This is a genomic window from Streptomyces tirandamycinicus, assembly GCF_003097515.1.
Taxonomy (GTDB): Bacteria; Actinomycetota; Actinomycetes; order Streptomycetales; family Streptomycetaceae; genus Streptomyces; species Streptomyces tirandamycinicus.
Map to the genome: position 1 here is coordinate 2,067,172 of NZ_CP029188.1, position 12,660 is coordinate 2,079,831.

Genomic DNA, 12,660 nt, shown 5'->3' on the forward strand with positions numbered 1-12,660 from the left:
GGCGACCTCCTCGAGGGTCGGCCTGCCCCCGCCGCGTCCCGAGCCCCTGGTCCCGCCGGGGGAGGCCGTACGCGTCCCGCCCCTCGCGGGGATACCGGAATCCCGGCGATCCACCATGATCCGCCTCCCGTCCTCCCTGTCCCAAGAACACTACGCGCAGGAAGTCTTGACAGTCCCGCGTGAAGCCGCAACCCTTCAACCCATCACAGGTGGGAGCGCTCCCACTCTATCGGACCCCTTCACAACCCGTACGTTCCCGGCCCGAGTCGCAGCTTCAACCCATGGGCGGACCGGAAGGGTTGGCGGGGTCGGCACGTCAGGGCACTAGGAGGACGCAATGCGCAGGACCGTAATCCTGGCGGTCGTCGCGGCACTGGGCGCCGGGCTGCTCGCCGGCTGCGCCGAGGACGGCGAGGAGACCGCCGGAGGCTCCGCGGGCGACGGGGGCGGCGGCAAGGGCAGAACCACCATCACGGTGGGAGTCTTCGGGGCCTTCGGCCTCAAGGAGGCCGGGCTCTACGACGAGTACATGAAGCTCAACAAGCACATCGAGATCAAGCAGACCTCGATCGAGCGCAACGAGAACTACTACCCGCAGCTGCTCACCCACCTGGGCACCGGCAGCGGTCTGGCCGACATCCAGGCGGTCGAGGTCAACAACATCGCCGAGATCACCGCCACCCAGGCGGACAAGCTCGTCGATCTCGGCGGGACCGAAGGCGTCAGCAAGGACGCCTTCCTGCCGTGGAAGTGGGCGCAGGCCACGTCGAGGGACGGGAAGACCGTCGGGCTCGGCACGGACATCGGCCCGCAGGGCATCTGCTACCGCAAGGACCTCTTCGCCAAGGCCGGACTGCCGACCGACCGCGAGGCCGTCGGCCGGCTCTGGGCCGGCGACTGGGACAAGTACCTGGCCGCAGGCCGGCAGTTCAAGGCCAAGGCGCCCAAGGGCACCGCCTTCGTGGACTCGGCTTCCGGGATCATGGCCGCGGTCACCGGCAGCAGCGCCAAGCGGTTCTACGACGAGAACGGCGAGGTCGTGTACAAGACCAACCCGGCCGTGAAGGAGGCCTGGGACGTCGCCGCCGCGTTCGCGACCGAGGGGCTGACCGGAAGGCTGCAGCAGTTCACTCCCGCCTGGGACCAGGGCTACGCCAACGGCACCTTCGCCACGGTCTCCTGCCCGGCGTGGATGCTCGGCTACATCCAGGACAAGAGCGGGGCGGCCGGGAAGGGCAAGTGGGACGTCGCCCCCGCGCCGAAGCCCAGCAACTGGGGCGGTTCGTTCCTGATCGTGCCCAAGGCGGGCAGGAACACGACCGAGGCGGCGAAGCTCGCGGCCTGGCTGACCGCGCCCGAGCAGCAGGCGAAGCTCTTCGAGAAGCGCGGCAGCTTCCCGAGCGCCAAGGCCGCGTACGCGCTTCCCGCGGTGTCCGGCGCCACGCACGACTACTTCGGCGGTGCTCCGATCGGCGAGATCTTCTCCCGGGCCGCCGAGGGCATTCCGGTCACCATCGTCGGGCCGAAGGACCTGGTGATCGCCCAGAACCTCGCCGACATCGGCATGCTCCAGGTCGACCAGAAGGGCCGGTCGTCCGAGGAGGGCTGGAAGGCCGCCGTGAAGGCCATCGACAACGCGCTGGACCAGTGACCGGACGGATGGCACCAGTGACCGGCACGGCACATGACACCGCTGCCACCGCGCCCTCCGGGGAGGGGGGCGCGGCCCCGGCGCGGCGGTCCGGGGCCAGGGACCTCGCCGCGGCGGAGCGCCGGCGGGAGCGGCGCAGCCGCCGGTACCAGCGGCGCAGCCGCTGGTACCGGCGGGACGTGCGGTGGAGCCCGTACGCCTTCGTCGCCCCCTTCTTCCTGTTCTTCGCGGCCTTCGGGCTCTTCCCGCTGCTCTACACCGGCTGGGCGTCGCTGCACCGGGTGGAGCTGACGGCCCCGACGGACATGGAGTGGGTGGGCCTGCGGAACTTCGCGCGGCTGCTCGAGGACGAGTTCTTCTGGAACGCGCTGAAGAACACCTTCACCATCGGGGTCATCTCGACGGTCCCGCAGCTGCTGATCGCCCTGGGCATCGCCCATCTGCTGAACTACAAGCTGCGCGGCTCGATGTTCTTCCGGGTCGCCGCGCTCACCCCGTACGCGACGTCCGTCGCGGCGGCCACGCTCGTCTTCGTCCTGATGTTCGGGCGGGACTACGGGATGATCAACTGGGCGCTGGGGCTGGCCGGGATCGGGCCGGTCGACTGGCAGAACGGCGCGTGGACCTCGCAGATCGCGGTCTCGACGATCGTCGTCTGGCGCTGGACCGGCTACAACGCGCTGATCTATCTGGCGGCGATGCAGGCGGTCCCGAACGACCTGTACGAGTCCGCGGCGCTCGACGGGGCCTCCCGCTGGCAGCAGTTCGTGCATGTGACCATCCCGTCGCTGCGGCCGACGATCCTGTTCACCTGTGTCGTGTCGACGATCGGCGCGACCCAGCTGTTCGGCGAGCCGCTGCTGTTCAACGGCGGCGGCGGCGCCACCGGCGGGGCCGACCACCAGTTCCAGACGCTCGGGCTGTACCTGTACGAGCAGGGCTGGGTGAACCTCCATCTCGGCCGGGCCTCGGCGATCGCCTGGACGATGTTCCTGATCCTGCTGCTGATCGGCGCGGTGAACTGGCTGCTCGTCCGCCGGCTCCGCAAGAGCGCCTAGGGGGCTGACATGCTGACCACCACCGAAGAACCGACCGCCACCGGGCCTGCGGCCACCGCCCGGCGCCCCCGGATCCGCGCCGGCAGGCATCTGCACGGCGGACGTGTCACCTATGCCGTGCTGACCGTGTTCACCCTGGGCTCGCTCTTCCCGCTGGTGTGGACCGCGATCGCGGCGTCCCGCAGCAACAGCCGGCTCGCCCAGACTCCCCCGCCCTTCTGGTTCGGCGGCAACCTGTTCAAGAACCTGCAGATCGCCTGGACCGACGCCAACATGGGCACGGCGCTGCTCAACACCACGGTCGTGGCGGGAACCATCGCCGCGGGCACCGTGGTGTTCTCGACCCTCGCCGGGTTCGCCTTCGCCAAGCTCCGCTTCCGGTTCAAGAACCTGCTGATGGTGCTGGTGATCGGCACCATGATGGTCCCGCCGCAGCTCAGCGTCGTCCCGCTGTACATGCTGATCGCGGAGCTGTCCTGGACCGACCGGCTGCAGTCCGTCATCCTGCCCACGCTCGTCAGCGCCTTCGGCGTGTTCTTCATGCGGCAGTACCTCAGCGAGGCACTGCCGAGCGAGGTGATCGAGGCGGCCCGGGTGGACGGGGCGAGCAGCTGGCGCGTCGTGTGGCACGTGGTCTTCCCCGCCGCCCGGCCCGCGATGGCGGTCCTCGGCATGCTCACCTTCGTGATGGCGTGGAACGACTTCTTCTGGCCGATCATCGCGCTCACCCAGAACGGCAGCCCCACGGTCCAGGTGGCGCTCACCGGGCTGGGCCGCGGCTACATCCCCGACCAGTCCGTGATCATGGCCGGTGCGCTGCTGGGCACGCTGCCGCTGCTGGTCGCCTTCGTGGTCTTCGGCAGGCAGATCGTCGGCGGCATCATGCAGGGCGCGGTCAAGGGCTGACACCGCCTCCATTTCCCTTCTCCTTCGCATATATCGGGAGCTTCTTCATGTCCGTCAGCTTTCCGCCCGGCTTCCTGTGGGGCACCGCCACCGCCGCCTACCAGATCGAGGGAGCGGTGCGGGAGGGCGGCCGCACCCCGTCGATCTGGGACACCTTCAGCCACACCCTCGGCAAGGTGGAGAACGGGGACACCGGTGATGTGGCCGTGGAGCACTTCCACCGCCGCGCGGACGACGTCCGGCTGATGTCCGGGCTCGGCGTCAACGCCTACCGCTTCTCGGTCTCCTGGCCGCGGGTCCAGCCCACCGGCCGGGGCCCGGCCGTGCAGCGGGGACTCGACTTCTACCGGGCGCTCGTCGACGATCTGCTGGACCACGGGATCACGCCCGTGCTGACCCTGTACCACTGGGACCTGCCGCAGGAACTGGAGTCGGCCGGCGGCTGGCCCGAGCGGGACACCGCGCACCGCTTCGCCGACTACGCCCGTATGGTCGCCGAGGCGCTGGGCGACCGGGTGGAACGCTGGACCACGCTCAACGAGCCGTGGTGCAGCGCCTTCCTGGGATACGCCTCCGGGGTGCACGCCCCGGGCCGCACCGATCCGGTGGCCGCGCTCCGCGCCGCGCACCACCTCAACCTGGGCCACGGGCTGGCCGCCCAGGCGCTGCGCACCGCTCTGCCCGCCCGAGGCCAGGTCTCCGTGAGCATCAACCCCAGCGCGGTCAGGGCCAGGACGGACACGGAGGCGGATCTGGACGCCCGGCGGAGGATCGACGCGCTGGCCAACCGCGTCTTCACCGACCCGATGCTGCACGGCGCGTACCCCGCCGACCTCCTGTCGGACACGGAACACCTCACGGACTGGTCCTTCGTCCACGGCGACGACCTGGCCGTCATCCGGCACCCCCTCGACTCGCTGGGCATCAACTACTACTCACCGTCAGTTGTATCCGCCGCCACTGACAGTGACGTCCCGCCCGAGCGGAACGACGGCCACGGCGGCGGCACGGGGTCGCCCTGGCCGGGCGCCGAACGGGTCGCCTTCCACCAGGCTCCGGGCGACGTCACCGACATGGGCTGGCCGATCGACCCGACGGGCCTCTACGACCTGCTGATGCGCTACACCCGGGAAGCCCCGAGGCTGCCGCTCGTGATCACCGAGAACGGCGCCGCGTACCCCGACAAGCCCGGCGACGACGGCACGGTCCACGACCCGGAGCGGATCCGCTACCTCCACGGCCATCTCTCCGCCGTGCACCGCGCCATGGCCGACGGCGCCGACGTCCGGGGCTACTTCCTGTGGTCCCTGCTGGACAACTTCGAGTGGGCGTACGGCTACGGGAAGCGCTTCGGCGCGGTGTACGTCGACTACGACACCCAGGCGCGCATCCCGAAGTCCAGCGCCCACTGGTACGCCGAGCTGGCACGGACGGGCGTGCTGCCCGACTGCTGACGGCTCGCGTCGAGGCGCGCGCCCCGGCCGGGAGGGGTCACCGGCCGGGGCGCGCTGCGGGGGGCGTGGCCGCGGATGGGCGGGGGTGGGGGGCCCGCCGTCGCCGCGGCCACGGGCTCGGCTACCCGTGGGCGCTGGACTTCGGTTTGCGCGCCTGCGTGAGCGGCGGCGCCGCGACGGCCCCGCTCGCCCTCGCTCCGCCACTCGCCCTGCGCCGGTGCGTGCGGGGGGCCATCGCGTACCTGCCTCTGCGTGACGGAAGTGGGGTGCGGCAGCACGCTAGCGACCCCGGACCGGGCAAAAGGCGCGATCCGGGCCTCGGCCGCGTTCCTTAGGGTGCGCTTAAGGGCGCCCTCGGGGGCGGTTAAGGATGCGCGTCCGCCGCACCGTACGGCGTTGCGCCACCGCGCCGTACGGCGGCACACCCGAGGCACGGCCCCGGACCGCCGCGCCGTACGGCCCGCACCGCCGCAGACCGAACCCCGGTACGCCTCCGCAGCGAAGCCCCCTACCGCTTCAGACCGCCGCGCCCCTCCGGCTCCCGGAGCCGCCGATCCTGCGGCGCCTGGTGCGGTTCCCGAGCCGCCCCGGCGGGCCCTGCGGGGCGCCGCCGAGCCCGATCCAGACCCGGACCTCCGTACCGCCGAGCACCGAGTGCCCGATACGCACATCGCCGCCGGTCGATTCGGCGACCCGCCGCACGATGTCCAGGCCGAGCCCCGTCGACCCGGCCCTGGCACCGCTGTTGCCGCGGGTCAGGGCCGCCTCCGGGTCCGCTATGCCGGGACCGGCGTCGGAGACGAGCACGATCACCGCGTCCTCGCCGTTGTGCACATCCACCGAGAAGGCGGTGCCCTCCGGTGTGTGGCGGAAGACGTTGCCGAGCAGAGCGTCCAGGGCGGCGGCGAGTTCGGGCCTGGCCACGGGGATGCGCACCGGGCGGTCCACACCGGCGAGGCGCACCTTGCGCCCCTCGTCCTCGGCGAGCGCCGACCAGAACCCCATGCGCTCCCGTACGACTTCGGAGACGTCGCAGCCCGCGCCGGGGCCGGCGGCCTGGGTCTGGGGCTTGGCCTCGCGGGCCGTACGGATGATCGTGTCGACCTCGCGCTCCAGCTGCTCGACGGCGGCCCTGGTCTGGTCGGCCGCCGGCCCGGTGCCCAGTGAGGCGGCGTTGAGCCGGAGCACGGTGAGCGGGGTACGCAGCCGGTGCGACAGGTCGGCTGCCAGCTCCCGCTCGTTGGCGAGCAGCTGGACCACCTGGTCGGCCATGGAGTTGAACGCGACCGCGGCGGAACGCAGTTCGGTGGGTCCCTCCTCGGGCACCCTGGCGCCCAGCCGCCCTTCGCCGAGGTCGTGCGCGGCGCCCGCGAGCCGCTGCGCGGGCCGCACCATCCGTACCCCGAGCCGGTCGGCGACGGCCAGGGAGCCGACGACCAGTGCCGCACCGACGCCCGCGAGCACCAGCCAGGCGGTGGTCACCCCGTTGCCGACCTCACCCTCCGGGACGTACACCTCGACGACCGCGATCCTCCCCGAGCCGAGCGCGGTGGGCTGGAGCAGCGCGGAACCGCCGGTGACGTCCGTGACGGAGGCGCGGCCGATCCGCTGGGTGGTGGCGAGGTCCCCGACGGCGGCCCGCCGGGTGCCGATCTCCAGCTTCCGGCCGCCGGTCTCGTCCGAGGCCGGTACGTGCACGGCCATCCGTCCGGCCGCCCCGGCCTGCGTGGAGGCCACGGCCCGCTCCAGTTGGTCCCGGTCCGTGGTGATGGACAGCGTCGGGCCGATCGCGGCGGCCTGCCGCTCGGCGTTGGCGAAGGCCCGGTCCCTGGCCATCTCCTGGATGACGAGTCCGAGCGGTACGGCGAAGGCCAGCACGACCATCGTGGTGACCGCCAGGGAGACTTTGACCAGGGCCCATCTCATGCCGGCGGCTCCAGTTTCACCCCGACGCCGCGAAGGGTGTGCAGATAGCGGGGGCGCGCCGCGGTCTCCCCCAGTTTCCGTCGCAGCCAGGACAGATGCACGTCGATGGTCTGGTCGTCCCCGTAGGACTGCTGCCACACCTCGGCGAGCAGTTCCCTGCGGGGCACGACGACGCCCGGACGCCCGGCGAGGAAGGCGAGCAGGTCGAACTCGCGCCGGGTCAGGTCGAGCCGGTTGCCGTCCAGTTCCGCCTGACGGCGCAGAGGGTCGACGGACAGACCGCCGACCCGGATGACCCTGCCGGGCGGGGCCTCGCCGGCGGCGGCGCGTGACCGGCGCAGCACGGCCGACATCCGCGCCGACAGGTGTTCCACCGAGAACGGCTTGGTGAGGTAGTCGTCCGCGCCGTCGTTGAGCAGCCGCACGATCTCCGTCTCCTCGTCCCGCGCGGTCGCGATGATCACCGGTACGTCGGTGATGCCGCGGAGCATCTTCAGCGCCTCGGCACCATCGAGATCGGGCAGTCCGAGGTCGAGAATGACCACGTCGAACCGGAAATGGGCGACTTCGCGCAGCGCCTCCAGGGCTGTCCCGACGCTCCTGACGGTGTGGGAGGCCTCGGTCAAGTGCCTGATGAGGGCGGAGCGCACGAACTGGTCGTCCTCGACCACGAGCACACTTGCCATGGGCGGCACCGTACGCCATCCGGGGTGACCCGGTCCGCCGGGACAGGGACCGGGGGCGTGGTGCACTATGGCCCGGATGCTAAGAGCACTGGTACACGCCGCGGCGTGGTCGCTCGCCACGGGCGCGGCGGTCGCGCTCTCCTGGTGGGGTGTGCACACGGTGATGGTGGGCACGGCGTACGACCGACCGCGCGCGCTGCCCATCGCGGCCGACGCCCGCACTCCGCAGGCCTCCGCTCCTCAGTCGCCGGCCACGCGGGATCCCGGTGTCCCGGAGCCGGAGCCGGAGCCGGAGCCGTCGTCGGGTGGCGAGCCGGGGGACGGCGGCGGTTCCCCGGTGGGGACCCCACCGGCCGGGAAGCCGGCGGCGACACCCGGCGGGAGCAAGCGCCCGTGGTCCCCGCCGCCTTCAGGCAATGTGAAGAGCTACACGGTCGAGGGCGGACGGGTCGCGTTCGACATCGGGCCCGGCTCCGCCGAGCTGGTGTCGGCGACCCCGTCGGGCAGCTGGACGATGCAGATCTGGAAGCAGCCGACCTACATCAGGGTGACGTTCTCGCAGAACGGCCGGGAGATCGACGTCTTCTGCACCTGGCACGACACGGCGCCGCGCGTCGAGATCGAGGAACGCTGAGGAACGCTGACGCACGCTGAGGAACGCTGACGCACGCTGAGGAACGCTGACGCACGCTGAGGCTCCGCGCGACGGACGCCGCGGGGCGGTGACCGGCGCGGGCGGCCGGCCTCAGCGGAAGACGGCGGGCGGCGGTACCGGCGAGGGCTTGGCCGCCGCGTCGGTCACGGCGGCCGCGCCGCCGGTGAAGTCGTTGAGGGCCTTGCCGTGTTCGACCCGTCCGGCGTGCGGGTCGCCCGCCACCCGGCGGGTCAGTTCGGCCACGGGCAGCGGCTTGTCCGAGCCCACCAGCACGGCGTTCCCGAAGCGCCGGCCGCGCAGCACGGACGGGTCCGCGGCGAGGGCGAGTTCGGGGAATACGGTCGCCGCCGTGGCGATCTGCCCGCGCAGATGGGCGAGCGGCGGGCCGTCCGCGAGGTTGGCGGCGTAGGTCCCGCCGGGCTTCAGCACCCGGCGCACCTCGGCCAGGAACTCGGTGCTGGTGAGATGTGCGGGGGTGCGCGCCCCGCTGAACACGTCGGCGATGACGAGGTCGGCCCAGGCGTCGGGAACCTTGCCGAGCCCGGCCCGGGCATCGGCGGAGCGGACCCGTATCCGGGCACCCGGGTCGAGTGGCAGCCGGTCGCGGACGAGTTGGACGAGGCGTCCGTCCAGCTCGACGATCTGCTGGGTGGAGCGCGGACGGGTCGCCGCGAGGTACCGCGCGAGGGTGAATGCGCCACCGCCGAGGTGGACCGCGCGCAGCGGCCGGCCGGCGGGGGCGGCGACGTCGACGACATGACCGAGGCGGCGCTGGTACTCGAAGGTCAGCAGGGCCGGGTCGTCCAGGTCGACGTGGGACTGCGGGGCGCCGTCGATCAGCAGGGTCCAGCCGCGGGGCCGGTCGCGGTCGGGTATCAGCTCGGCGAGCCCTCCGTCCACGGCCTCGACGACCCCTTCGGCCGCCCCGGACCGGCCGCGCTGTCTGTTTCTCGCCACCCCCTCATTATCGGCGGGAGTCGGGGCGGACGCGTACGCGTGGTGAGGCGGCCACACGCGGGGCCGGGCGGGCGGGGGAGAGCCGCCGGCTCGTGATCAATACCGCTGGTGCCTGATGCGGCCCTAGATGCTGTCCGCGGCCTCGATCATGCGGGCCGCCTCGCCGAGGGCCTCGCGGAGCATCACCGGGTCGGTGAGCGGGGCCTGACCCGTGTCACCGGGCGGCAGCAGCCAGTCCGAGCCCGCCATCGAGGGCTCCGAGGCGGGCCCCACCGGTGATCCCGCGGAGGCGCCGGGGATCCGGATGCCGCGGCCAGACGTCTCCGTGCACGCGCTGCCCGGCATGTCCCAGCCCGCGGCCGTACCGGGTGGCACCAGAAAGCCGAGAGTGTCGCAGCTGCCGTCGTGGAGCACGGGGCCCACGACGGGGGCGCCGCCGCGGCGCAGGATGTCGACCGCCTCCAGGCCCTGCCGGGCGGGCACCGTCACCAGGTCGCAGGGCCCCTCGGCTCCCCCGGCTCCCCCGGGTCCCCCCGGTCGCGGTGCGGCCGGGCCGGGCGCCACGCTGTACTCCTGGGTGGGCAGGTGCTGGGCACTCGTCCGTGAGCCGCCGCTGGTCTCCACGCCAACCTCCAACAAGGGAACCCTCCTCGCCGAGCAGGGGCGCATACCGCGTCCCCGGATGGTTCAACGCACGTCGGCGTCAAGGGCTACGGCGGCACGCCGCCGCAAAGGGTGGCAGTTCATGGCAGATCGTGGGTGAGATATCCCGTTTGTAGCCAAACGCTGCGTGGCGGACCCGTCACAGCAGGTACGTTCTTCCTCCGCCGGAGCCAGGCATCCCGCATCCGACATGACCGGGAGGGCTCCGGCAGAGGCTCAGGAGAGGGCTCGGCCATGGCGTCGTCACGGGCAGTTCCCAACCTCAAGTTCCGGCAGTTGCGGGGACAGCGCTCGCCCGGCGAGTTCGCCGCGCTCGTCCGGCGCTCGGCGCGGGAGATCGGCGAGCAGGTCGCCTGTGACGCCCGGTACGTCGGCCGGGTCGAGGCGGGTGAGATCCGCTGCCCCAACTACGCCTACGAACGGGTCTTCCGCCATATGTTCCCGAGCCTGACGCTGGCGGATCTGGGGTTCTCGGCCCGCGAGGCGGTACGGGGCCGCGCGGGCCGTGGGCGAACGCCACGGGCCCCGGAGCCGTACAACAGCACTGACAGCACTGGGAGCACTGGAAGCACCATCGGCACCATCGACACCGACAACACCAAGAGCACCAACAGCACCAACAGCACCTACAGCGACGAGGAGAGCGACGTGCTGCGTCGCGCGTTCATGACCGGCGGCACCGTCACCGTGGCGGCCGCCTCCCTGGGGTTCGGACCCCTGCCCGGCACCGAGGCCCTGCGTTCCGACCTGCCCCGGCAGCGGGTCGGCGCGTCCGAGGCGAGTGCCGTCGAGGCCGCGGTGCGGCAGATCCGGCTGCTCGACGACCGGCACGGCGCGGACGGGCTGTACCGGCGGGCGGCGCAGCCGCTCCGCGCCGCCTACGCGCTGCTGGACGCCGGCGCCACCACCCGCGGCTCGACCACGGACCGGCTGGCCGCCGGCGCGGGCGAACTCGCCATCTCCGTCGGCTGGCTCGCCCATGACTCGGGCCGGCTGGAGGACGCGCGCTCCCACTACGCGGAGGCACTGGCGACCGCACGCCTCGCCGGCGACACGGCGCTGGAGGCGCACGCGTTCTGCAACACCTCCTTCCTCGCCCGGGACGCCGGCCGGCACCGGGAGGCGGTGCGCGCCGCCCAGGCGGGGCAGCGCGCGGCGGGACGGCTCGGTTCGGACCGGCTGCTGACCCTGCTCTCCCTGCGCGAGGCGGGTGGCTGGGCGGGTCTCGGCGACCGCGCCGGGTGCGAACGTGCTCTGGGCCGCGCCCATACGCTCTTCGGCCGCGGCCCCTCGGACACGGACCCGGAGTGGATGTCGTTCTTCGGCGAGCCGGAACTCCAGGCCCTGGAGGCCCAGTGCTGGTCCGCGCTCGGCGACTGGGCTCGCGCCGCCCGCCACGCACAGCGGGCGGCGGCCCTCCAGGACCCGCACTTCGCCCGCAACCTCGCCCTCTACCGCGCTCAGCTCGCGGCGGATCTCGCCCGCGCCGACGCCCCGGCCGAGGCCGCCGCGATCGGCGAGCAGGTGCTCGACGCCCTGGCGGACGACGTCGAGTCCACCCGCATCCGGGCGATGCTCGCCGAAACGGCGCGGCTGCTCGGGCCGCGCCGGAGCACGGCCGGTGTGGCGGCGTTCCTGGACCGCCACACCGCGGCCGCGGCCCCGGTCCGGGTCTGAGGGCCGGTCAGGTGCCGAGGTGGCCCGTGTCGTTCCAGCGCTCGACCGCCGGGGCGCCGTAGGCCCAGCCGAGTACCGAGAGGCTGGCCGGGCTCAGCTTGATGCGGGCGGCGAACGAGACGTCCTCGCCGATCCAGCGGGCGCACAGGACGCGCAGGATGTGGCCGTGCGCGAAGGCCAGCACGTCGCGGTCGGCCGAGCGCACGTACTCGACGATCCCGTCGGCGCGCTCGGAGAGCTCCGCCAGGGTCTCCCCGCGTGAGGGTGCGCCCGGCACCCCGACGGGCACGCCGTCCCGCCAGATGAACCAGTCGGGGTCCGTCTCCTGGATCTCCGCCTGCGTCCTGCCCTCGTACGCGCCGTAGTCCCACTCCATCAGCGCGTCCCAGTCCCGCGCGCGGTCGCCGAATCCGGCGAGGTCGCAGGTCTCGCGTGCGCGGGAGAGCGGGCTGGTCAGCACTTCGGCGTCCGGGAGGCCGTCCCAGGGATGCCTGTGCAGCCGCTCCCCGAGGAGCTTCGCCGAGCGGCGGCCCTCGTCGAGGAGCGGGATGTCCGTACGGCCGGTGTGCCGGCCGAGCAGGGACCATTCGGTCTGGCCGTGCCGGCCCAGGAATATGCGCGGTGCCATGAGTCCATCATCACCGGCGGCCGCGGTGTGCGCCCGGCGGTGATCCGGGACGGCCCGAGGAGCCCGTTTCCGCGCGCCGTACCCGGTACGCCGTCCCGCGCGGACGACCCGGGGGGCGCATACGGGCCCGGGCGCCGGAGGGACAGCCGCGCGGTCGCGGGAGCATGTGCGCCGCCGGGCGCCGTGTGCGCCGGGGTACGCCCCCGCTCACGGGAACAGACACGCGCCGGCCGGGCACCGCGCCCCCTCCCCCGAGCCCGGCGACCGCACCCGAGCCCGGTACCGGCGCCCGCACCCCTCCCCGAGCCCGGCGCCGCAACCCCCAGGCCGGCGACCCGATGTCGGCGACCCGATGTCGGCGACCGCACTCCCGATGTCGGTGGCGGATGCGAGACTTCC

11 protein-coding genes are annotated in these 12,660 nt (G+C 72.9%); 6 read left to right on the forward strand and 5 right to left on the reverse strand.

The window, feature by feature from the left end; translation table 11 throughout:
* Window positions 1-337: 337 nt before the first annotated feature.
* From DDW44_RS09090 to DDW44_RS09105, 4 genes are read left to right on the forward strand one after another with little or no spacing between them, the layout of a single operon-like run.
* Window positions 338-1,651 (forward strand): ABC transporter substrate-binding protein, encoded by a 1,314-nt coding sequence (locus tag DDW44_RS09090; RefSeq protein WP_017949794.1) that lies wholly within the window; start codon window positions 338-340, stop codon window positions 1,649-1,651.
* 8 nt (window positions 1,652-1,659) lie between these two features.
* Window positions 1,660-2,709 (forward strand): carbohydrate ABC transporter permease, encoded by a 1,050-nt coding sequence (locus DDW44_RS09095; protein ID WP_167455482.1) that lies wholly within the window; start codon window positions 1,660-1,662, stop codon window positions 2,707-2,709.
* Between the two features lie 9 nt (window positions 2,710-2,718).
* The gene (locus DDW44_RS09100; RefSeq protein WP_108906112.1) at window positions 2,719-3,615 is read left to right on the forward strand and encodes a carbohydrate ABC transporter permease; all 897 of its coding nucleotides are present in this window, start codon (window positions 2,719-2,721) and stop codon (window positions 3,613-3,615) included.
* Window positions 3,616-3,662: 47 nt separating this feature from the next.
* Window positions 3,663-5,069, forward strand: a complete 1,407-nt coding sequence (locus DDW44_RS09105; RefSeq protein WP_108906113.1) for a GH1 family beta-glucosidase — start codon at window positions 3,663-3,665, stop codon at window positions 5,067-5,069.
* A 516-nt stretch (window positions 5,070-5,585) separates the two neighbouring features.
* Here DDW44_RS09105 and DDW44_RS09110 read toward each other — a convergent pair.
* Window positions 5,586-6,995 (reverse strand): sensor histidine kinase, encoded by a 1,410-nt coding sequence (locus DDW44_RS09110; RefSeq protein ID WP_108906114.1) that lies wholly within the window; start codon window positions 6,993-6,995, stop codon window positions 5,586-5,588.
* Window positions 6,992-7,681: a response regulator transcription factor gene (locus tag DDW44_RS09115; protein WP_108906115.1), complete on the reverse strand. Its 690-nt coding sequence runs from the start codon at window positions 7,679-7,681 to the stop codon at window positions 6,992-6,994. The genes DDW44_RS09110 and DDW44_RS09115 overlap by 4 nt, the downstream gene beginning before the upstream one ends.
* A gap of 67 nt (window positions 7,682-7,748) precedes the next feature.
* On the opposite strand from DDW44_RS09115, the gene DDW44_RS09120 reads away from it, so the two are divergent.
* Window positions 7,749-8,315: a hypothetical protein gene (locus tag DDW44_RS09120; protein ID WP_018890137.1), complete on the forward strand. Its 567-nt coding sequence runs from the start codon at window positions 7,749-7,751 to the stop codon at window positions 8,313-8,315.
* Between the two features lie 111 nt (window positions 8,316-8,426).
* On the opposite strand, the gene DDW44_RS09125 is transcribed toward DDW44_RS09120, so the two are convergent.
* Both DDW44_RS09125 and DDW44_RS09130 read right to left on the reverse strand, forming a co-directional pair.
* Window positions 8,427-9,293, reverse strand: coding sequence for a spermidine synthase (locus DDW44_RS09125; protein WP_017949801.1), 867 nt, complete (start codon window positions 9,291-9,293; stop codon window positions 8,427-8,429).
* 123 nt (window positions 9,294-9,416) lie between these two features.
* The gene (locus DDW44_RS09130) at window positions 9,417-9,917 is read right to left on the reverse strand and encodes a hypothetical protein (RefSeq protein WP_018890139.1); all 501 of its coding nucleotides are present in this window, start codon (window positions 9,915-9,917) and stop codon (window positions 9,417-9,419) included.
* Window positions 9,918-10,190: 273 nt separating this feature from the next.
* Here DDW44_RS09130 and DDW44_RS09135 point away from each other — a divergent pair, with 273 nt between their 5' ends.
* Entirely contained in the window at window positions 10,191-11,633 is a 1,443-nt protein-coding gene (locus DDW44_RS09135) for an NsdA family TPR-like regulatory protein (protein ID WP_108906116.1), read from the forward strand.
* Window positions 11,634-11,640: 7 nt separating this feature from the next.
* Here DDW44_RS09135 and DDW44_RS09140 read toward each other — a convergent pair whose 3' ends face one another.
* Window positions 11,641-12,261 carry a histidine phosphatase family protein gene (locus tag DDW44_RS09140; protein WP_108906117.1) on the reverse strand — a complete coding sequence of 207 codons (621 nt, stop codon included), beginning with the start codon at window positions 12,259-12,261 and terminating at the stop codon, window positions 11,641-11,643.
* Between the last annotated feature and the right edge of the window lie 399 nt (window positions 12,262-12,660).

Excerpts from the sequence above, each read along its gene's own strand:
- DDW44_RS09090 (WP_017949794.1), top strand. The coding sequence starts at position 338 with ATGCGCAGGACCGTAATCCTGGCGGTCGTCGCGGCACTGGGCGCCGGG.
- DDW44_RS09095 (WP_167455482.1), top strand. The coding sequence starts at position 1,660 with ATGGCACCAGTGACCGGCACGGCACATGACACCGCTGCCACCGCGCCC.
- DDW44_RS09100 (WP_108906112.1), top strand. The coding sequence starts at position 2,719 with ATGCTGACCACCACCGAAGAACCGACCGCCACCGGGCCTGCGGCCACC.
- DDW44_RS09105 (WP_108906113.1), top strand. The coding sequence starts at position 3,663 with ATGTCCGTCAGCTTTCCGCCCGGCTTCCTGTGGGGCACCGCCACCGCC.
- DDW44_RS09110 (WP_108906114.1), bottom strand. The coding sequence starts at position 6,995 with ATGAGATGGGCCCTGGTCAAAGTCTCCCTGGCGGTCACCACGATGGTC.
- DDW44_RS09115 (WP_108906115.1), bottom strand. The coding sequence starts at position 7,681 with ATGGCAAGTGTGCTCGTGGTCGAGGACGACCAGTTCGTGCGCTCCGCC.
- DDW44_RS09120 (WP_018890137.1), top strand. The coding sequence starts at position 7,749 with ATGGCCCGGATGCTAAGAGCACTGGTACACGCCGCGGCGTGGTCGCTC.
- DDW44_RS09135 (WP_108906116.1), top strand. The coding sequence starts at position 10,191 with ATGGCGTCGTCACGGGCAGTTCCCAACCTCAAGTTCCGGCAGTTGCGG.
- DDW44_RS09140 (WP_108906117.1), bottom strand. The coding sequence starts at position 12,261 with ATGGCACCGCGCATATTCCTGGGCCGGCACGGCCAGACCGAATGGTCC.